The sequence below is a fragment of the Amycolatopsis sp. lyj-84 genome (assembly GCF_046549075.1).
GTDB lineage: Bacteria > Actinomycetota > Actinomycetes > Mycobacteriales > Pseudonocardiaceae > Amycolatopsis.
Map to the genome: position 1 here is coordinate 328,558 of NZ_JAJPWO010000006.1, position 23,354 is coordinate 351,911.

Annotated in this window: 1 protein-coding gene and 1 pseudogene; both read left to right on the top strand. The window is 72.2% G+C overall.

What is annotated here, in order from left to right; genetic code table 11:
* Positions 1-28: 28 nt before the first annotated feature.
* The gene (locus tag ACLJRM_RS21050; protein WP_410664037.1) at positions 29-13,915 is read left to right on the top strand and encodes a type I polyketide synthase; all 13,887 of its coding nucleotides are present in this window, start codon (positions 29-31) and stop codon (positions 13,913-13,915) included.
* A 41-nt stretch (positions 13,916-13,956) separates the two neighbouring features.
* A pseudogene (locus ACLJRM_RS21055) lies at positions 13,957-23,313 on the top strand (type I polyketide synthase); the annotation flags it as partial.
* Positions 23,314-23,354 lie beyond the last annotated feature (41 nt).

The following is a 23,354-nucleotide window of genomic DNA, read 5'->3' on the forward strand; positions in this document are numbered from 1 at the left end:
CCCGGTAGTCAGGCGAGGTTGGGACCAGATGGCGAACGAAGACAAGCTCCGCGACTACCTCAAACTCGTGACGGCCAACCTGCGACAGGCCCGTCGCCAGCTCGCCGACGTCGAGCAGCGCGGACAGGAGCCGATCGCGATCGTGGGCATGGGCTGCCGGTTCCCCGGCGGCGCGCATGGCCCCGACGCGCTGTGGCAGCTGCTCGCCGAGGGCGCCGACGCCATCGGCGAGTTCCCGCAGGACCGGGGCTGGGATCTGGAGAACCTCTACGACCCCGACCCGGACACTCCGGGCACCTCCTACGCCCGGCACGGCGGCTTCGTCTACGACGCGGCCGGGTTCGATGCCGAGTTCTTCGGGATCAGCCCGCGCGAAGCGCTGATGATGGACCCGCAGCAGCGGCTCTTCCTGGAGGTGGCCTGGGAGGCCGTCGAGCGGGCGGGCATTCCGGCGGATTCCCTGCGCGGCACCAAGACCGGCGTGTTCGTCGGCGCCTACAACCAGGGCTACGGCGCCAACCCCGCGGCCGAGGCCGGCGGTTCGGAAGGCCATCTCGTCACCGGGGTGTCGACGAGTGTCCTTTCCGGACGCGTGGCGTTCACGATGGGGCTGGAAGGCCCGGCTGTGACGCTTGACACGGCGTGCTCCTCCTCGCTGGTGGCCCTGCACCTGGCCACGCTGGCGCTGCGCTCCGGCGAGTGCTCGCTGGCGCTGGTCGGCGGGGTCACCGTCATCTCCGGGCCCGGCGTGTTCGTCGGCTTCTCGCGCCAGCGTGGCATGTCGACCGACGGGCGCTGCCGATCGTTCAGCGCGGACGCGGAGGGTTCGGGCTGGGCCGAGGGCGCCGGCGTGCTGGCGGTGGAACGGCTTTCCGACGCGCAGCGCAACGGCCACCCCGTGCTCGCGGTGATCCGGGGCAGCGCGATCAACCAGGACGGCGCGTCGAACGGGCTGACCGCGCCCCACGGTCCTTCGCAGCAGCGGGTGATCCGCGCCGCGCTGGCCAACGCGCGGCTGTCCGGTTCCGACGTCGACGTGGTGGAGGCGCACGGCTCCGCGACCACGCTCGGCGACCCGATCGAAGCGGAGGCGCTGCTGGCGACCTACGGCCGGGAGCGGCCGGAGGGTCGTCCGCTTTGGCTGGGTTCGGTGAAGTCGAACATCGGGCACTCGCAGGCCGCGGCCGGGGTGGCCGGGGTGATCAAGATGGTGCTGGCGCTGCGGAACGGACAGTTGCCTCGGACGCTGCACGTGGGCGAGCCGACCCCGCATGTGGACTGGTCGGCGGGCGAGGTGCGGCTGCTGGCCGAGCCGGTGCCGTGGGAGCCGGGGGAGCGGGTCCGGCGGGCGGGGGTGTCGTCGTTCGGGATGAGCGGGACCAACGCGCACATCATTCTCGAGGAAGCTCCGGCCGGGCACGAGGCTGCCGAGTCCGCCGAGGTGTCCGATGTGGACGCCGCGGAGAACGAGCTGCCGGTGGTGGTCGAGCGCGTCCCGGTGGTGGCGGGCGAGGCGACGGCGTGGCCGGTGTCGGCGCGTTCGGCGGCCGGGGCGGCGGGGCAGTGGGGCCGGTTGGCGGCGTGGGTCGGGGCTCGTCCGGAGCTGGACCCGGCGGACGTGGGGTGGTCGCTGGCGGCGACGCGGTCGGTGTTCGAGCACCGGTCCGTGACGGTCGGCGGCGACCGGGAGTCGTTGCTGTCGGGGGTTCCGGTGCGTGGGGTGGCGCGTTCTGGCGCGCGTGCGGTGTTTGTGTTCGGTGGGCAGGGTGCGCAGTGGGTGGGCATGGGCCGTGCGCTCCTGGTGGAGAGTCCTGTTTTCGCCGATCGGTTCGTGGAGTGCGAGCGGGCGTTGGTGTCCTGTGTGGACTGGTCGCCGCGTGCGGTGTTGACGGAGTCGGCGGAGTTGGGGTCGGCGGCGGTGGTGCAGCCGTTGTTGTGGGCGGTGATGGTTTCCCTGGCGGCGGTGTGGGAAGCGGCGGGCGTCGAACCTGAGGCCGTGGTGGGGCATTCGCAGGGTGAGGTCGCGGCGGCGACGGTGGCGGGGATGTTGTCGTTGGAGGATGCGGCCCGGGTTGTGGTGGCCCGGTCCCGGGGGCTGTCGGGATTGTCGGTTGAGGGGTCGATGGTGTCGGTGGTTGCGCCGGTTGGTTCGGTGCGCGAGTTGGTGCAGCGGTGGGGTGATCGGTTGTCGGTGGCGGCGGTGAACGGTCCTGCGGCGACGGTGGTGTCCGGTGATCCGGAGGCGCTGGCGGAGTTTGAGCGGGAGCTTGCGTCGCGGAAGATGTTGCGTTGGCGTGTTCCGGAGACGGATTTTGTCGCGCACTCGTCGGCGGTCGAGCCGCTGGAGGCCGTGCTGGCGGACGAACTCGGCGGGATCGAGCCGCGGGCCGGTCGGGTGCCGATGATGTCGGCCGTCACGGGCGGTTGGGTGTCCGGGGAGGAGCTGGGCGCGGGTTATTGGTATCGGAATTTGCGGCAGACGGTGCTGTTCGAGAGTGCGGCTCGGGCGTTGCTGGCGGACGGGTTTGATTCCTTTGTGGAGGTTTCCCCACATCCGGTGTTGATCGCGTCGGTGCGGGAGACCGCCGAGGATGCCGGGGTTTCCGGGGTCGTCGCGGTCGGGACGGTGGAGCGGGACAACGCGGGTGCGGCGCGGTTGCTGACCGCGTTCGCGGAAGGCTTCGTGCACGGTCTGCCGGTGGACTGGTGCCGGGTGCTTCCGGCTGGGAAGCCGGTGGAGCTGCCCACTTACGCGTTCCAGCATCAGCGCTACTGGCTGAACAACGAACTGCCCGCCGTTCGGCGAAGCGGTGCGGAAACGCCGGGCGAGGACTGGCGGTACCGGGTCAGCTGGGCGCCCGTCGCGGAGCCCGCGCCGGTGCGGCTCGGCGGGAACTGGCTCGTCGTGACGGCGGCGGGACAGTCTGGGCGCCCGCTCGTGCAGGAATGCCGCGACGCACTGGCGGACGCTGGTGCGGAGACGCGGACGCTGGAGCTGCCGGACGGCACCGGGGATCGCGGCGAGATCGCCGCCCTGCTGGCGGGCGACGAGTTGTCGGGCGTGCTTTCGCTGCTCTCGCTGGACGAGACGCACGGTCTGACGCAGACCGTTGCTCTGGTTCAGGCCCTCGGCGACCTTCAGTTCGAAGCTCCATTGTGGACGGTCACCAGTGGTGCGGTCGCGGCGGTTCCCGGTGAGGCACCGAAGAATCCCGCACAGGCCGGTGTCTGGGGACTCGGCCGGGTCGCGGCGCTCGAACACCCCGACCGCTGGGGCGGACTCGTGGACGTACCCGCGACGCTGGCGGGTCGGGCCGCGAAGCGGTTGACGGCGCTCCTCGCCGGAGGCGGCGAGGACCAGGTCGCGATCCGCGAGACGGGTGTCCTCGGACGCAGGCTGCTGCGCGCCGCCACGCCGCGCGGTGGCGAAACGCCTTGGACGCCAAGGGAAACCGCCCTGATCACCGGTGAGGCGGACAAGATCGGCGGGCACGTCGCCCGGCTGCTGGCCGACCGGGGCGCCTCGCGCGTCGTGTTGGCCGGGCGGCGCGGTCCGGACGCGGGCGAGGCGGCGGCTTTCGCCGCGGAGCTGGCGGCGGCGGGCACCGCGGTCGACATCGTGGCCTGTGACACCGGGGTGCGGCCGGAGGTGGCCGCGGTCGTCGCCGGGCTCGGTTCGACGCTGTCCTCGGTGCTGCACACCGAAGAACTCATCGACGACCGGCCGATCGAGGACGCCGATCCGGCCGAACTGGACGCGGTGCTGGCGGCCAAGGCGGGCGCGGCGGCCTGGCTGCACGAACTGACCGCGGACCTCGACCTGGACGCGTTCGTGCTGACCTCGTCGGTCGCCGCGGTGTGGGGCGGCGGGCGGCAGCCCGGGTTCTCCGCGGCGAACGCCCGGCTCGACGCGCTGGCCGAGGCGCGGGTCGCCGCCGGGCTCCCGGCCACCTCGGTGGCATGGGGGCCGTGGGGCGCGGACGCGATGAACTCCGCCGCCGACCAGGCGCAGCTCGAACGCCGCGGCCTGTCGCCGCTGGCTCCGGACCGGGCGATCAGGATGCTGGCGCGGATCATGGACGCGCGCGAAGCGGTGGTCACCGTGGCGGACGTGGACTGGGCGAAGTTCGCTCCGCCGTTCACCCTGCGCCGTCCCAGCCCGCTGCTGGAAAACCTGCCGGAGGTGCGCACCGCCCTCACCGCCGGCGAGGCCTCGGCTGACCAGCAGGCGAGCGGCTCCCTGAAGCAGCAGCTCGCGGAACTGTCCGCGGCCGAGCAGGAACGGCTGCTGGTCACCCTGGTCCGGACCGAAGCGGCGGCGGTGCTCGACTACCCGTCCCCGTCGTCCATTCCGGCCTCCCGCGCGTTCAGCGAACTCGGCTTCGACTCGCTGACCGCTGTCGAACTGCGCAACCGCCTCGGCGCCGCCACCGGGCTGAAACTGCCCGCGACACTGCTTTTCGACTACCCGAACCCGACCACGCTGGCCGATTACCTCGGCACGGAACTGCTGGGCGCCGCGGAATCGACTCCGGTCGCGACGGCAGCGACGGCGGCGCTGGACGACGACCCGGTGGTCATCGTCGGCATGAGCTGCCGTTTCCCTGGGGGCGTCCGGTCGCCGGAGGAGCTGTGGGAGCTGCTGGCGTCGGGCACGGACGCGATCGGCGCGTTCCCGCAGGACCGCGGCTGGGAGCTGGACAGCCTCTACAACCCCGACCCGGAGCACACCGGCACCTCATACGTGCGGCAGGGCGGTTTCGTTTACGACGCAGCCGAATTCGACGCTGGGTTCTTCGGGATCAGCCCGCGCGAGGCGCTGGCGATGGACCCGCAGCAGCGGCTGCTGCTCGAAGTCTCCTGGGAGGCGCTGGAACGGTCCGGCGTCCCGGTGTCCTCGTTGCGGGGCAGCAAGACCGGGGTGTGGGCGGGGGCCAGCTTCACCGGCTACGGTCTCGCCGGTTCCAGCGCGGAGGAAGGCCTCGAAGGGCATCTGCTGACCGGCACCACCACGAGTGTGCTTTCCGGCCGGTTGTCCTACACCTTCGGGCTTGAAGGCCCCGCCGTCACGGTGGACACTGCCTGCTCTTCGGCGCTGGTCGCGGTCGATCTGGCCAGCCAGGCGCTGCGCTCGGGCGAATGCTCGCTGGCGCTGGCCGGCGGCGTGTTCGTGTCGGCCACTCCGGACCTGTTCGTCTGGGTCAGCCGGCAGCGCGGGCTTTCCCCGGACGGCCGGTCGAAGTCCTTCTCCGCCGAGGCGGACGGCATGGGCATCGCCGAGGGCGCGGGCGTGGTCGTGCTGGAGCGGCTGTCCGAGGCGCGCCGCAACGGGCATCCGGTGCTCGCGGTGGTCCGCGGCTCGGCGGTCAACCAGGACGGCGCGTCGAACGGGTTGACCGCGCCGAACGGTCCTTCGCAGCAGCGGGTGATCCGCGCGGCGCTGGCGAACGCCGGACTGTCCACTCAGGACGTCGACGTGGTCGAGGCGCACGGGTCCGGCACGTCGCTGGGCGACCCGATCGAGGCGCAGGCGGTCATCGCCACCTACGGCCAGGACCGGCCGCAGGACCGGCCGGTCTGGCTCGGCTCGGTCAAGTCGAACATCGGGCACCCGCAGGCCGCGGCAGGTATCGGCGGGCTGCTGAAGATGGTGCTGGCGCTGGGGCACAAGCAGCTGCCCAAGACCCTGCACGCCGACGAGCCGTCTCCGCACGTGGACTGGTCCGCGGGCGCGGTCGAACTGCTCACCGCGCAGCGGGAGTGGGAGGCCGAGGGCCGTCCGCGCCGGGGCGGGGTCTCGTCGTTCGGCGTCAGCGGCACCAACGCGCACATCATCCTGGAAGAGGCCCCCGAACCGGAGGCCACCGCAGACACGGAGCGCACTGCGGGCCCGCACGCGTGGACGGTTTCCGGTCGCACCGCGGAAAGCGTGCGCGCCCAGGCAGCCCGGCTCGCCGGGCACGTGGCCGCCCGCCCCGATCTCGACCCGGCGGACGTCGCGTGGTCGCTGGCGTCGACCCGCACGGTGTTCGAGTACCGCGCCGTGATCACCGGCACCGATCTCGCGGAACTGACTTCGGGGCTGGCCGCGGTGGCCGCCGGCGAGTCCGCTCCCGGCGTCGTGGTCGGCGCTTCGGCGGCGGCTGAGGAGAGCGAGCCGGTCTTCGTGTTCCCCGGACAGGGCGCGCAGTGGGCGGGCATGGGCCGGGAACTTCTGGCATCCTCGCCGGTTTTCGCCGCCCGGATGGCCGAATGCGAGCAGGCGCTGCGACCGTACGTGGACTGGTCGCTGACCGAGGTGCTGCGGAACGAAGAAGATCTCGACCGCGCTGAGGTCGGTCAGCCCGCCCTGTGGGCGGTCATGGTTTCCCTCGCCGCGGTGTGGGCGGCGGCCGGGGTCGCGCCGAGCGCCGTGCTCGGGCATTCCCAGGGCGAGATCGCCGCTGCCACCGTCGCCGGGATCCTGTCGCTGGACGACGCGGCCAAGGTCGTCGCGGTCCGCAGCAAGGCGCTGTCCGGGCTGGGCGCCGAGGGCGGCATGCTCTCGGTCGTCATGCCCGCCGAGGCAGTGCGGGAACTGCTGGTGCGGTGGGAGGACCGGCTGGCGATCGCCGCGATCAACGGGCCCGCCGCCGTCGTGGTCTCCGGCGAGACCGAAGCACTCACCGAATTCGAACGGGAACTGGCGTCGCGCAAGGTGTTGCGGTGGCGTGTCCCGGTTTCCGACTTCGTGGCGCACTCCGCCGGGATCGCCGGGCTGGAGAACGAGCTGCTCGAAGGCCTGGCGGACATCCAGCCGCAGCCGGGCGAGTTCCCGCTGTTCTCCACGGTCGAATGCCGGTGGATGAACGGCGAGGAACTCGACGCCGCGTACTGGTTCGCCAACGTCCGCCGAACCGTCCGGTTCGACGAAGCGGTCCGGGCGCTGGCCGCAGCCGGGCACCGCGCCTTCGTCGAGGTGTCCCCGCAGCCGGTGCTGACCACCGGCATCGCCGAGACCATCGAGGACCTGGCAGTCCCGGGCGCCCCGGTGATCACCGGCACGGTGGAGCGGGAGCAGAGCGGCGTCGCGCGGCTGCTGGCCTCGCTGGCCCAGGTGTATGTCGGCGGCACCGCGGTGGACTGGCCCGCCGTGCTGCCCGCCGGACAGTGGGTGGACCTGCCGACGTATGCGTTCCAGCGCCAGCGGTACTGGCTGGCCGGGTCCAGTCTGTCCGGCCCCGCCCCGGTGTCCGGCGACGGCGCCGTCTCCGCCGCGGACGCCCAGTTCTGGGCTGCCGTCGAGGAAGGAGACTTGGGACGGCTGGGCGGCGCTTTCGCGGTGGACGCGCAGCGTTCCTTCCACGAGGTGCTTCCCGCGCTCGCGGCCTGGCGCCGACGGGAGCAGGACCGGGACATCACCGGGAACTGGCGTTACCGCGTCACCTGGCGTCCGGTCGCCGATCCGGCTCCCACGCCGCTGACCGGGACCTGGCTGGCGGTCGTGCCGACCGGACACGGCGATGACGCTCTGGTGCGCGCGTGCGTCGAGGCGCTCGCCGCCCGCGGCGCGGACGTGACCGAGCTCGAAGTCGACGCGAGCACCGCCACCCGTGAAGAACTGGCGACCGCGGTCGCCGGGCCGCTGACCGGAGTGGTCTCGCTGCTCGCGCTGGACGAGACTCCGCTCGCGGGAGCGTCGGTGGTGCCGGGCGGACTGGCGGGTACCACGACGCTGATCCAAGCGCTGGCCGACGCGGATGTCACTGCGCCGCTGTGGCTGGTCACCACGGGCGCGATCGCCACCGGGCCGGGGGACGTGCTGACCCGGCCGGTGCAGACCCAGACCCGCGGCCTCGGCCGGGTGCTGCTGCTGGAGCAGCCGGACCGCTGGGGCGGGATGATCGACCTGCCTGCCGTGCTCGACGAGCGCACCGCGAACCGGCTGTGCGCGGTGCTCGCCGGCTGCGGTGAGGACGAGGTGGCGCTGCGGCCCGCGGGCATTCTCGGCCGCCGCATCGTGCGCGCGCCGCAGCCCGCCGAGCGGGAATGGCGGCCGCGCGGCACCACGCTGATCACCGGCGGCACCGGCGCGGTCGGCGGCCGGGTGGCCCGCTGGCTGGCCGAGCAGGGCGCGGAGAAGGTGGTGCTGACCAGCCGTTCCGGAGCCTCGGCCGAAGGCGCGGCGGCGTTGGCCGCCACGCTGGCCGACGCCGGGACCGCGGTGGAGATCACCGGCTGCGACGCGGCATCGCGCGCCGATCTGTCCGGAGTGATCGACCGCATCGGGGCCGACGGACCCGCGCTCACCGCGGTGATGCACACCGCAGGGGTGCTGGACGACGGCGTGCTCGACCGGATGACCACCGATCGGCTCGCCAGTGCGCTGTCGGCCAAGGCCGGCGGCGCGGCGCACCTCGACGACCTGACCGCAGAGCTGTCGCTCGATGCGTTCGTGCTGTTCTCCTCGGCCGCCGCGACCTTCGGCGGCGCCGGTCAGGCCAACTACGCGGCCGCGAACGCCTATCTGGACGGCTTGGCGGAGAACCGGCGTTCGCGTGGCTTGCCCGCGCTGTCGGTGGCGTGGGGACCCTGGTCCGGCGGCGGTGTTTCGCAGGCCAGCGAAGCCGCCCGCGCCCGGCTGCGCCGCAACCACTGGGAAGTCCTGATCGACCCGGACCTGGGCGTCAAGGCGCTGGCCGGGGCGATGGCCGGACCGGACACCGTGCTGACCGTGATGGACCTGGACTGGCCCGCGCTCGCCGCCGCGCCCGGACAGGCCGCCATCCTGGACCTGCCGTTCGTGCGCGACCTGCCGGACGCGCAGCGGTTGAAGGCCGGGCTCGAGGCCGACGGCGGCGCGCAGCGCGACGCGGGCGAACTGGCCCAGGGCCTCGCGGGCCGCTCCCGCGCCGAACAGGACCGGCTGCTGGTGGACCTGATCCGCGCCGAGGCGGCCGCCGTGCTCGGCTACGCAGGGCCGCAGGACGTGGAGCCGAGCCGCGCGTTCAGCGAACTGGGCTTCGACTCGCTGACCTCGGTCGAACTGCGGAACCGGATTTCGGCCGCGGCGGGCGTGCCGCTGCCCGCGACGCTGATGTTCGACTATCCGACCCCGACGGTGCTGGCCGAGCACCTGCGCACCACGCTGCTCGGCGCCCAGCCCGCGAGCCCGGCCGAACTGCCTTCGGCGGCGGCCGTCGACGACGATCCGATCGCGCTGGTGGCGATGAGCTGCCGCTTCCCCGGGGACGTCAACAGCCCCGAGGAGCTGTGGGATCTGCTGGCCGCCGGGGGCGACGGGATCTCCGAGTTCCCGGCCGACCGCGGCTGGGACGCGGCCGCGCTGTTCGACCCGGACCCGGCGAACCCCGGCACCACCTACGCACGCCACGGCGGCTTCCTCCACCAGGCCACCGCGTTCGACCCGGGCTTCTTCGGGATCAGCCCGCGCGAGGCGCTGGCGATGGACCCGCAGCAGCGGCTGCTGCTCGAACTGTCCTGGGAGGCGCTGGAATCCGCCGGACTGGACCCGGTCGCGCTGCGCGGTTCGCGCACCGGCGTGTTCATCGGCGGCTACTCCTCGAACTACGCGATGGTCAGCATGCAGCTGGCCGCGCAGAACGGCGCCGAAGCGGTCGAAGGCCACCTGATCAGCGGCAACGCGACCAGCATCATCTCCGGCCGGATCTCCTACACACTCGGTCTCGAAGGCCCGGCGCTCACCGTGGACACCGCGTGCTCGTCGTCGCTGGTGGCACTGCACACGGCGAGGCAGGCGCTGCGCACCGGCGAATGCTCGCTGGCGCTGGTCGGCGGCGTGTCGGTGATGGCCACGCCGTGGGAGATGGTCGGCTTCGCCCGCCAGCGCGGCATCGCGGCGGACGGCCGGTCCAAGGCGTTCTCCGAAGCTGCCGACGGCATGGGCATGGGCGAAGGCGCGGGCATCCTCGTGCTGGAACGCCTTTCCGACGCTCGGCGCAACGGGCATGCGGTGCTGGCCGTGGTGGCGGGTTCGGCGGTGAACCAGGACGGGGCGTCGAATGGTTTGACGGCGCCGAATGGTCCTTCGCAGCAGCGGGTGATTCGGGCGGCGTTGGTGAATGCCGGGTTGTCGGGGTCCGATGTGGACGTGGTGGAGGCGCACGGCACGGGGACGCCGTTGGGCGACCCGATCGAGGCGCAGGCGTTGCTGGCGACCTATGGACAGGAACGGGCCGGGCGGGACCCGCTGTGGCTGGGTTCGGTGAAGTCGAACATCGGGCACACGCAGGCGGCCGCCGGTGTCGCTGGCGTGATCAAGATGGTGTTGGCGTTGCAGAACAAGGAACTTCCGCGGACGTTGCACGCCGAGACGCCGTCGTCGCATGTGGACTGGACGGCGGGCGAGGTCCGGTTGTTGACGGAGAACGTGGCCTGGGAGTCGGGGCGGACTCGCCGGGCGGGCGTGTCGGCGTTCGGCATCAGCGGGACCAACGCGCACGTCATCATCGAGGAAGCTCCCGAGGAAGAGGCTGCCGAGGTCGTGGCGACGGACGAGCCGACGGTGTGGGTGGTGTCGGGTCGTTCGGCGGACGGGCTGACGGCGCAGGCCGCGCGGCTTCGCGAGCGGGTCGTCGGGCGTGGGCTGGATCCGGTGGATGTCGGCTGGGCGTTGGCCACCACGCGGTCGGTGTTTGACCATCGGGCCGTCGTGTTCGGCGACGATCTCCTGAGCGGGCTGGACAGTCTGGCCGCGGGGGAGTCCGTCGGGTCGGTTGTTTCGGGCGTCGCGGATCCGGGTGTTCGGGTGGGTTTGGTGTTCGCGGGTCAGGGTTCGCAGTGGGCTGGTATGGGCCGGGCACTGTATGAGTCGAGTCCGGTGTTCGCTGAGGTGTTTGACCGGGTTTCGGGTTTGTTGGAGCTGGAGCTGGGTGTTTCGGTTCGGGATGTGGTGCTGGATCCGGGGACGCCGGGCAGTGATCAGACCCTTTACGCGCAGGCTGGGTTGTTTGCTTTCGAGGTGGCGTTGTTCGAGGTGTTGCGGGCGGCCGGGGTTCGGGCGGATGCGGTGGTGGGGCATTCGGTGGGTGAGATTGCGGCGGCGTATGCGGCTGGCGTGCTTTCTCTGTCGGATGCGTGTCGTCTGGTCGCTACTCGTGCTCGGTTGATGCAGGCGTTGCCGGTGGGTGGTGCTATGGCGGCGATCAACGCGCCGGAGAGTGAGGTCGTTGAGACCTTGACAGATGGGGTGTCGATAGCGGCGGTGAATGGGCCGGAGTCGGTGGTGGTCTCTGGTGAAGTCGATGCGGTCGAACAGATCGTGGCGCGGTGGAAGGAACGCGGTCGTCGTGCTCGGCGGCTGCGGGTCAGCCACGCGTTCCACTCGGCGGCGATGGATCCGGTGCTGGATGAGCTGCGTCAGGTGGCTGAAGGGCTCACGTACGAGCGTCCGGAGCTGTTGTGGGCGGGTGCGTTGACCGGTGAGCTGGTCGCTGACTGCGAGGCCGAGTACTGGCCCGTGCAGACGCGTCGCCCGGTCCGGTTCGGGGACGCGGTGGAGTCCCTTGTGGCGCAGGGGATTTCGGTGTTCCTTGAGGTCGGACCGGACGGTTCGCTGTCGGCGTTGGGTTCGGCGGCCGGGTTCGTCCCGTTGCAGCGCAAGGACGGCACCGGCCTGATCGCCGGGCTGGCGCGGGCCTTCGTGCAGGGGGTGAGTGTCGACTGGAGTGCGCTGATTCCCCAGGGGAACCGCGCGCAGCTGCCGACGTATGCCTTCCAGCACAAGCGCTACTGGCCGCAGGGCGTGCAGACGCGACCGGGCACCGCGACGGGTTCGGCGGCGGACGCAGAGTTCTGGGCCGCGGTGGAGAGTGGCGATCTGACCGAACTCGCCGACACCTTGTCCCTTGAGGACAGTGCGCAGCTCGGCGAGGTGCTGCCCGCACTGGTCTCCTGGCGCAAACGTGAACACGACCGCACGGCCACCGCGGACTGGCGTTACCGCGTGAGCTGGGCGTCGATCCCGGAGCCAGCCGCGCATACGTTGTCCGGGCGCTGGATCGTGGTGCGCACCCCGGACCAGGCCGGGCACGAGTTGGCGCGGACCTGTCTGCGTGTGCTGGCCGAGCACGGCGCCGAGGTGAGCGTGCTGGAAGCGGTGGAGAGCACCGACGTGGCGGCCATGACCGCGCGGATCGAGGACGTCGTCGGCGACGGCGCGGTCTCCGGGCTGGTGTCGCTGCTGGCGCTGGACGAGACTCCGGCGCCCGGCTTCCCGAACCTGGTCAATGGGGTGGCCGGGACCCAGACGCTCATCCAGGCGATGATCGCGCTGCACCTGCCCGCTCCCTTGTGGACGCTCACCCGGGGCGCGGTGTCCGCCCTTCCCGGCGAGCCGACTGAGAATCCGGAGCAGTCGCAGGTATGGGGCGTGGCCAGGGTCGCGGTGCTGGAGCACCCCGACCATGGCGGCGGCATGATCGACGTGCCGGTCGAGTTCGACGACACGGCCGCGCGACGGCTGTGCGCGCTGCTGGCCGACTCTGACGGCGAAGACCAGCTCGCGATCCGCGAGAACGGGATCTTCGGCCGTCGTCTCGGCCGGGCCGGTGCGCCCAAGGGCGCGGCGGGGCGGTTCGCGCCGTCCGGCACCGCGCTGATCACCGGCGGCACCGGCGCGATCGGCGGGCACGTGTCCCGCTGGCTCGGCGAGCGCGGCGTCGAACGGCTCGTGGTGACCAGCCGCTCCGGCGCCACCGCGGTGGGGGCACCGGCGCTGGCCGCCGAACTGGCCGGCGAGGGCACTGCGGTCGAGGTGTTCGCCTGCGACGCCGCTGTCGAGTCCGAGCTGGCCGGAGTGCTGACCCGGATCGGGCACGACGGCCCGCCGTTGAAGGTGGTCATGCACGCCGCGGGCGTGGCGCAAGCGACGCCGCTGGACGAGATTTCCCTGGCGGAGCTGGCGACCGTGCTGGCGGCCAAGGCCGACGGCGCGGCCGCGCTGGACCGGCTGACCGCGGGGATCGAGTTGGACGCGTTCGTGCTGTTCTCCTCGATCGCGGCGACCTGGGGCAGCGGCATGCAGGCCAGCTACGCTGCCGCCAACTGCTACCTGGACGCGCTGGTGGAGAACCGGCTCGCCCGCGGCCTCGCCGCCACTTCGGTGGCTTGGGGTCCGTGGGGCGGCGGCGGAATGACCGACGTCGAGGACGCGGCGCTGCTGAGCCGTCGCGGGCTCGGCATGCTCGATCCCGGCCACGCGGTCAACGCGCTGGCGCAGGTGCTCGACAGCGGCGAGAGCCTGACGGTCGTCGCCGACGTGGACTGGGGCCGGTTCGCGCCGCCGTTCACCCTGCGCCGCCCGAGCCGGCTCATCGAAAGCCTTCCCGACGTCGTCGAGGCGTTGGAGAGCCGGGACGAGGAGCCGGGCGTGGCCGCGGGCAACGCGCTGGCCGGGAAGCTGTCCGGGCTTTCCCAGGCCGAACAGCAGCGGCTGCTGGTCGACCTGGTGCGCGCCGAGGCGGCGACCGTCCTCGGGCACGAGAAGGACGTCGTGGAGGCCGACCGGTCCTTCAGCGATCTCGGCGCCGACTCGCTCACCGCGGTGGAACTGCGCGACCGGCTGGGTTCGAGCACCGGGATGTCGTTGCCCAGCACGCTGTTGTTCGACTACCCGACTCCGGCCGCGCTCGCCGAACACCTGCGAACGAGCCTGGTCGCGGAGGTCAGCGCGGTCGCCCCGGTGCTCGCCGAACTGGACAAGCTGCAAGGCCTGCTCGACGGGCTGGCCACCGCGGACGAGTCCGCGCTGATCACCAACCGGCTCGAAGTCGTGCTGGCGAAGTGGAAAGAAGCGAAGGAAAACCACGCCGGCGACGGCGTCGAGGAGAAGCTCGAATCGTCTTCGGACGACGAAGTCTTCGACTTCATCGGCAAAGAACTCGGCATCTACTGACCAGACGAAGACGCGACTTCCTCCACGGGGTGACGTAAGTGAACGAAGACAAGCTCCGCTACTTCCTCAAGCGGGTGACCGCCAGCCTGCACGAAACGCGGCAGCGCCTACAGGAGGTGGAATCCTCCGGCGAGGAGCCGATCGCCATCGTCGGCATGAGCTGCCGGTTCCCCGGCGGCGTGGCGACGCCGGAGGACCTGTGGGAGCTGCTGTCCGACGGGCGCGAGTCGGTCGCCGAACTGCCGCGAGACCGCGGCTGGGACGTCACCGCCGCGGAGGTGCGCGAGGGCAACTTCGTCGACGACGCCACCGGTTTCGACGCCGGGTTCTTCGGGATCAGTCCGCGCGAGGCGCTTTCGATGGACCCGCAGCAGCGGTTGCTGCTGGAGGTGGTGTGGGAGGCGTTGGAGCGCTCCGGGATCGACCCGGCCTCGCTGCGGGGATCCGCGACGGGTGTGTTCGCCGGCGCGTCCGGTTCGGGCTACGGCTGGCTTTCGGGCAAGCAGGGCGAGCACGACGGACAAGTGATGACCGGCAATGCCACGAGCATTCTGTCCGGCCGGATCTCCTACACGCTGGGACTGGAGGGGCCCGCGATCACGGTGGACACGGCGTGCTCCTCGTCGCTGGTTTCGCTGCACCTGGCCTGCCAGGCGTTGCGCTCGCGAGAGTGCTCGATGGCGTTGGTCGGCGGTGCCTTTGTCGCGGCCACTCCGGTGCTGTTCACCGACTTCAGCACGTCGCTCGGGCTTTCCCCGGACGGCCGGTGCAAGACGTTCGGCGCGGGCGCGGACGGCATGGGCGTCGCCGAGGGCGCGGGTGTCGTGGTGGTCGAGCGGCTGTCGGACGCGCGGCGGAACGGGCACCGGATTTTGGCGGTGGTGCGGGGTTCGGCGGTGAACCAGGACGGCGCTTCGAACGGGTTGACCGCGCCGAATGGTCCTTCGCAGCAGCGGGTGATCCGGGCGGCGTTGGCGAGTGCGCGTTTGTCCACTGAGGACGTTGACGTGGTGGAGGCGCACGGGACCGGTACGCCGCTGGGCGACCCCATTGAGGCGCAGGCGTTGCTGGCGACTTATGGTCAGGGCCGGCCGGAGGGGCGGCCGTTGTGGCTGGGTTCGGTGAAGTCGAACATCGGGCACACCCAGCAGGCCGCGGGCATGGCCGGGATCATCAAAACCGTGCTGTCGCTGCGCAATCAGGAACTGCCGCGCACCTTGCACGTGGAAGAACCGACCACGCACGTGGACTGGTCGGCCGGGGAGGTCCGGCTGCTGGCCGAGCCGGTGCCGTGGCCGGAGGGGGAGCGGGTGCGCCGGGCCGGGGTGTCGGCGTTCGGCATGAGCGGCACCAACGTGCACATCATCGTCGAGGAGGCTCCGGCCGCCGAAGAGACCGCGCCCGAGCCGGACGCTCCGGAAGAGGAAGTGCCGGAGGGCGCGGACGAGCGGGTTCCGGTACTGGAGTCGGGCGGGTTGACCGCGTGGCCGGTGTCGGGGCGTTCGGCGAGCGGGCTGGCGGCGCAGTGGGATCGGCTGGCGGCGTGGGTCGGGGCTCGTCCGGAGCTGGACCCGGCGGACGTGGGCTGGTCGCTGGCGGCGACGCGGTCTTCGTTCGAGCATCGTTCCGTGACGGTCGGCGGGGATTTGGGTTCTCTGTTGTCGGGTGCGGCGGTGCGTGGGGTGGCGCGTTCTGGCGCGCGTGCGGTGTTCGTGTTCGGTGGGCAGGGTGCGCAGTGGGTGGGGATGGGTCGCGCGTTGCTGGACGAGAGCCCGGTGTTCGCGGCGCGGTTCGCCGAGTGCGAGCGGGCGTTGGTGTCCTGTGTGGATTGGTCGCCGCGTGAAGTGTTGACCGAGGCTGCGGAGTTGGGGTCGGCGGCGGTGGTGCAACCGTTGTTGTGGGCGGTGATGGTGTCGTTGGCGGCGGTGTGGGAGGCCGCGGGGGTGGCGCCGGAGGCTGTGGTGGGGCATTCGCAGGGTGAGGTCGCAGCGGCGACGGTGGCGGGGATGTTGTCGTTGGAGGATGCGGCCCGGGTCGTGGTGGCCCGGTCCCGCGGCTTGTCCGGGCTGTCGGCGGAAGGGTCGATGGTGTCGGTGGTTGCGCCGGTTGGTTCGGTGCGCGAGTTGGTGGTGCGGTGGGGTGATCGGTTGTCGGTGGCGGCGGTGAACGGTCCTGCCGCGACGGTGGTGTCCGGCCATCCGGAGGCGCTGGCGGAGTTCGAGCGGGAGCTGGCTTCGCGGAAGATGCTTCGTTGGCGTGTCCCGGAGACGGACTTCGTGGCGCACTCCTCGGCGGTCGAACCGCTGGAAGGTGTGCTGGCCGACGAACTCGGCGGGATCGAGCCGCAGGCCGGTCGGGTGCCGATGATGTCGACCGTCACGGGCGGTTGGGTGTCCGGTCAGGAGCTGGATGCCGGTTACTGGTACCGGAATCTGCGGCAGACGGTGCAGTTCGAGAGTGCGGCTCGGGCGTTGCTGGCGGACGGCTTCGATTCCTTTGTGGAGGTTTCCCCGCATCCGGTGTTGACGGCCTCGGTCACCGAGACCGCGGAAGACGCCGGGGTCGCGGGTGTGGTGACGGTCGGGACCGTCGAGCGGGACAACGCGGGCGCCGCGCGGTTGCTGACCGCGTTCGCGGAAGGCTTCGTGCACGGTCTGCCGGTGGACTGGTCCGCCGTGCTGCCGGTGGGCGAGCCGGTGGAGCTGCCCACTTACGCGTTCCAGCACCAGCGCTACTGGATGGAGGCCGCTTCGGGCGGTGACGGCGCGGGAACGGTCGCGGAGACGCGGTTCTGGGCGGCGGTCGAGGGCGGCGATCTCGCGCACCTGACCGAGGTGCTGGAGCTGGAGGACGAGCGTCCGGTCGGCCAGGTGCTGGAGGCGCTGACCTCGTGGCGGCACCGGGAACTGGGCCGGGCAGCGACCGAGAACTGGCGCTACCGCACCATCTGGACCCCGGTGGCCGATCCGGCCCCGGTTTCCCTCGACGGCATTTGGACGGTGCTCACCGCAGACGCGGCCGACGATCTCACCGCGAGCTGTGTGCGGGCGCTCGAGGCCCGCGGCGCGGAGGTGCTGGTCGCCGAGCTGCCCGATGGGGTCGTCACGCGCGAAGAAGTCACCGAGTTCCTCGACGAGGCGCTGCCGGTGACGCAGCCCGCCGGGGTGCTGTCGCTGCTCGCGATCGACGAGACGCCGATGCCCGAACACCCCGTCCTGACACGAGGACTGGCGCGGACGCTTTCCGTGGCGCAGGTGCTGGTGGACCTGGAGGTCGAGGCGCAGCTGTGGGTGGCCACGCAGGGCGCGCTCGCCGCCGCGGCCGGCGACACCGTGCCGAATCCGGTGCAGGTGCAGGCGTGGGGGCTCGGCCGGGTGGTCGGCCTGGAGCATCCCGAAGCCTGGGGCGGTCTGCTCGATCTGCCCGCAGAACTCGACGATGCGGCCGGCGACCGGCTCGCCGCGGTGCTCGCCGGCTGCGGCGAGGACCAGGTCGCGATCCGCGCCTGCGGCCTCCTCGGGCGGCGGCTGGCCAGGGCGGACCGGCCGAAGACGACGGACCGGACGTGGACCCCGCGCGGGACGGCGCTGGTCACCGGCGGCACCGGCGCGATCGGCGGGCACGCGGCCCGCTGGCTGACCCGCCGCGACGCCGAACGCGTTGTGCTGACCAGCCGTTCCGGACCGGCCGCCGGGCACATGCCCGCCCTCGCCGCGGAGTTGGCCGCGGCGGGCACCCGGGTGGACGTCGTCGCCTGCGACGCGGGCAACCGGGCGGAGCTGGCCGGGCTGCTGGACTGGACCGCGCGGACCGGACCCGCGGTGTCCTCGGTGCTGCACACCGCGGGCATCGGGCAGGCCACCACGGTCGCGGAGACCGATCTCGCCGAGACGGCCGCCGTGCTCGCGGCGAAGGTCGCGGGCGCGGTGCATCTCGACGCGCTGACCCGGGATTTCGACCTGGACGCGTTCGTGCTGTTCTCCTCGATCTCCGCGACCTGGGGCAGCGGCCTGCAACCCGCATACGGCGCCGCGAACACCTTCCTGGACTCCCTCGCCGAACAGCGCCGGGCCGCGGGCCTGCCCGCCACCTCCGTGGCGTGGGGTTCGTGGGGCGGCGGTGGCATGACCGACTCCGACGGTGCCGCGCAAGGCATCCGACGCGGTCTGCTGGTGATGGACCAGAACCGCGCCATCGAAGCTCTCGGCCAGATCCTCGACGGCGACGATGGCCGGCTGACCGTCGCCGACATCGACTGGGCGCGGTTCGCTCCGCCCTTCACACTGCGCCGCCCGAGCCCGCTGATCGAGAGCCTCCCGGAGGTCCGCGAGGCGCTTGACGGGCCGGAGGGCGCCGCCGCTGCGGACGACGCGACGCTGCGGCAGGAACTCGCCGGGCTGTCGAAGTCCGAGCGGAACCGGCTGCTGGTCGGGCTCGTCCAGGCGAAGGCCGCCGACGTGCTCGGCTACGCCTCGCCCGACGAGGTGGAGGCCGCCCGTGCGTTCAGCGACCTCGGTTTCGACTCGCTGACCTCGGTGGAACTGCGCAACCGGCTCAGCGCCGCCACCGGGCTCGCTCTCCCGGCGACGCTGCTGTTCGACGCGCCCACCCCGAACGCCGCCGCCGCGTTCCTGCTGGCGAAGGTGTCCGGCGCGGACGAGACCGCCGCGCAGGCGCCGGTCGCGGCGGCGGTCACCGACGAACCGCTGGCGATCGTCGGGATGAGCTGCCGGTACCCGGGCGGCGTCACCGGCCCCGAGGACCTGTGGAACCTGGTGGCCGCCGGGACCGACGCCATTTCGGTACTGCCCGGCGACCGCAACTGGGTGGTCGAGGACCTGCCGACCAGCGGCGACGGCTACTCCGGGAAACCGGTCCGGTCCGGCGGATTCGTGTACGACGCCACCGGTTTCGACGCCGGGTTCTTCGGGATCAGCCCGCGCGAGGCGGTCTCGATGGACCCGCAGCAGCGGTTGCTGCTGGAGGTGGCGTGGGAATCGCTGGAGCGCGCCGGGATCGACCCGGCGTCGCTACGGGGTTCCGCGACCGGCGTGTTCGCCGGTGCGTCCGCCTCTGGCTACGGCTGGAGCTCCGGGCTGCAGGGAGAACTGGACGGGCACCTGGTCACCGGCATCTCCACCAGCGTGGTGTCCGGCCGGGTCGCCTACGTGATGGGGCTGGAAGGCCCCGCGGTCACCGTGGACACCGCGTGCTCGTCGTCGTTGGTGGCGCTGCACCTGGCCTGCCAGGCGGTGCGCTCCGGGGAATGCTCCCTGGCGCTGGCCGGCGGTGTGATGGTGGCGGCGAGCCCGCTGCTGTTCAACCAGTTCAGCCGGCAGATGGGGCTCGCGCCGGACGGACGGTGCAAGCCGTTCGGCTCCGGCGCGGACGGCATGGGCCTCAGCGAGGGCGCGGGCATGCTGGTGGTGGAACGGCTTTCCGACGCCGAACGCAACGGGCACCGGATTCTGGCCGTGGTGCGGGGTTCGGCGGTGAACCAGGACGGCGCTTCGAACGGGTTGACCGCGCCGAATGGTCCTTCGCAGCAGCGGGTGATCCGGGCGGCGTTGGCGAGCGCTCGTTTGACCACTGAGGACGTTGACGTCGTGGAGGCGCACGGAACCGGTACGCCGCTGGGCGACCCGATCGAGGCGCAGGCGTTGCTCGCCACCTATGGCCAGGGCCGGCCGGAGGGGCGGCCGTTGTGGCTGGGTTCGGTGAAGTCGAACATCGGGCACTCGCAGGCCGCGGCTGGCGTGGCGGGCGTGATCAAGATGGTGCAGGCGTTGCAGAACCGGGAGCTGCCGCGCACCCTCCACGCCGACGAGCGTTCGCCGCATGTGGACTGGGCGTCCGGCGAGGTGCGGCTGCTGACCGAGAACAAGCCGTGGGCCGCGGAGGACCGGCCGCGCCGGGCGGGGGTGTCCTCGTTCGGGATGAGCGGGACCAACGCGCACCTCATTCTCGAGGAGGCGCCGGAGCCGGTCGCGGCGGAGATCGTCGACGAGCGGGTTCCCGTCGTCACGGGCGGGCTGACCGCGTGGCCGGTGTCGGGCCGTTCGGCGAACGGCCTGGCAGCACAGGGGAATCGGCTCGCGGCGTGGATCGATGCCCGCGCGGAGCTGGACCCGGTCGACGTGGGCTGGTCGCTGGCGGCGACGCGGTCGGCGTTCGAGCACCGGTCCGTGACGGTCGGCGGCGACCTGGCGTCGCTGCGGTCGGGTGTGCCGGTGCACGGTGTCGCGCGATCTGGCGTGCGTCCGGTGTTCGTGTTCGGTGGGCAGGGTGCGCAGTGGGTGGGGATGGGCCGTGCGTTGCTGGACGAGAGCCCTGTTTTCGCGGCGCGGTTCGCCGAGTGCGAGCGGGCGTTGGCGTCCTGTGTGGACTGGTCCGCGCGGGAAGTGCTGCTGGACCCGGCGAAACTCGCGTCGGCGGAAGTCGTGCAGCCGGTCCTGTGGGCGGTGATGGTTTCCCTGGCCGCCGTGTGGGAAGCGGCGGGTGTCGAACCCGAGGCCGTGGTGGGGCATTCGCAGGGTGAGGTTGCGGCGGCGACGGTGGCGGGGATGTTGTCGCTGGACGACGCGGCGCGAGTGGTGACTGCGCGGTCCCGTGGCTTGTCCGGGCTGTCGGTCGAGGGGTCGATGGTGTCGGTGGTCGCGCCGGTCGGTTCGGTGGCCGAACTGATGGTGCGGTGGGAGGACCGGCTGTCGGTGGCGGCGGTGAACGGTCCTGCCGCGACGGTGGTGTCCGGCGATCCGGAGGCGCTGGCGGAGTTCGAGCGGGAGCTGGCGTCGCGGAAGATGCTTCGTTGGCGTGTCCCGGAGACGGACTTCGTGGCGCACTCCTCGGCGGTCGAACCGCTGGAGGCCGTGCTGGCCGACGAACTCGGCGGGATCGAGCCGCAGGCCGGTCGGGTGCCGATGATGTCGACGGTGACCGGCGAGTGGGTGTCCAGTGAGGAGCTGGGCGCCGGCTATTGGTACCGGAATCTGCGGCAGACGGTGCAGTTCGAGAGTGCGACTCGGGCGTTGCTGGCGGCGGACTTCGATTCCTTTGTGGAGGTGTCCCCGCATCCGGTGCTGGTCGCGTCGGTGACCGAAACTGCTGAGGACGCCGGGGTTTCCGGTGTCATCGCGGTCGGCACGGTCGAGCGGGACAACGCCGGTGCGGAGCGGTTGCTGACGGCGTTCGCGGAGGCGTTCGTGCACGGCCTTTCGGTGGACTGGGCCAAGATCCTGCCGGTCGGGAAGCCGGTGGAGCTGCCCACCTACGCGTTCCAGCACCAGCACTACTGGCTGGAGCCCGCGCCGGGCGGCGAGGCCGTGGGCACGGTGGCCGAGGCCCGGTTCTGGGCCGCGGTCGAGGGCGGCGACCTCGCGCAGCTGACCGAGGTGCTGGAACTGGACGACCAGCGCCCGGTCGGCGAGGTGCTGGAGGCGCTGACCTCGTGGCGGCACCGCGAACTGGGCCGGGCCGCGACAGGCAACTGGCGCTACCGCACCGTCTGGGCGCCGATCACCGACCCCGACCCCGTCACTCTCGACGGGACCTGGGCGATCGTCGCGCCGAGCGGCCGGCAGCTCGCCAGCGACTGCGAAGCCGCTCTGCGGGCTCGCGGCGCCGAGGTGCTGCTGCTCTCGCCCGAAGACCCGATCCCCGGCAGCGAACTCAGCGGAATCCTCTCGCTGCTGGCACTCGACGAGACCCCGACGCCGGGCAATCCCGCGCTGAACAAGGGATTGGCCGCGACCATCGACCTGGTGCGGGCACTGGGCGACGCGCAGCCGGACACGCCACTGTGGACGGTCACCTCGGGTGCGGTCGCCACCGCGCCGGGCACGCCGCTGACGAACCCGGTGCAGGCGCAGGTCTGGGGCTTCGGCCGGGTCGCCGCGCTGGAACACCCCCACCGGTGGGGCGGTCTGCTCGACCTGCCCAACACCCTCGACGACCGCACGGCGGGCCTGCTGGCCGCGGTGCTGGCCGACACTGGGGAAGACCAGGTCGCGATCCGCACCGCGGGGATCCACGGCCGTCGGCTCGAACGCGCCCCGCGCACGGGGGACGCGGCGGCGCCGTGGATGTCGCTGGGCACCGCGTTGATCACCGGCGGCACCGGCGCGATCGGCGGCCGGGTGGCCGGCCTGCTGGCCGCCCGCGGCGCCGAACGGCTGGTGCTGGCCAGCCGCACCGGCCCCAGTGAGGGCGTCGTCGCGCTGGCCGCCGGGCTCGCCGCGCAGGGAGCCGACGTGGAGGTGGTGGCCTGCGACGCGGGCAACCGGCCCGACCTGGCCGGGCTGCTGGACCGGATCGCCGCGACCGGGCCCGCGCTCTCCAGCGTGGTGCACGCCGCGGGTATCGGGCAGTTCGGCGCCATCGCCGACACCGACCCGGCCGAGGCGGCCTCGGTGCTGGCAGCGAAGGTCGAGGGCGCGCGGCATCTGGACGAGCTGACCCGCGACGCCGATCTCGACGCGTTCGTGCTCTTCTCCTCGATCTCGGCGACCTGGGGCAGCGCCATGCAGTCGGTGTACGCGGCGGCCAACGCCTACCTGGACGCGCTCGCGGAAAACCGCGCGGCCCGCGGCGAACCCGCGACCTCGGTGGCGTGGGGTCCGTGGGGCGGTGGCGGTCTGACCAGCGAGGAAGGCATCGCGCAGCTGGCGCGCGGCGGGTTCTCCATCCTGGAACCCGGACAGGCGATCCAGGTGCTCGCGCAGCTCGTCGACGAGGGCGCGGCCCAGACGACGGTGGTCGACGTGGACTGGGCGACCTTCGCTCCGACGTTCACGCTGCGCAGGCGCAGCCCGCTGGTCGAAAACCTGCCGGAAGTGCGGCAGGCGCTGGACGACTCCGCGGACGGCCCGGCCGGGGCCGGCGCGACGGACCTCGCCGAACGGCTGGCCGGACTGTCCCGCGCCGAACAGGTGCGGGTGCTGGTCTCGCTGGTCCAGGCGGAGGCGGCGGCCGTGCTTTCCTACGCCTCGGCCGACGACGTGGAAGCCACCCGCGCGTTCAGCGACCTCGGTTTCGACTCGCTGACCTCGGTGGAGCTGCGCAACCGGCTCGGCGAGGCGACCGGGCTGCGGCTGCCCGCGACCCTGCTGTTCGACTGCCCGACCCCGGCCGCGGTGGCCGGCCACCTGTGGTCCGAGCAGTTCCAGGAGGAGGCTCGGCCTGCCTCGCTGGTGGAGGAGGTCGACCGGCTCGGCTCGCTGCTGACCGAGGCGGCGCCGGACGAGAAGACCCACGAACTGATCGCCGAGCGTCTCCAGAGCCTGCTTTCCCGCTGGACCGACGCGGGAGCCCGCGACGGACGGGCGAACGCCGCGGAGAAGCTCAACTCCGCCTCCGACGAGGAAATCTTCGACTTCATCCACACCGAACTCGGCCGGTGATCCCGCGCTTTCGCGCATCCGCGCTGGTGTATTTACGACTG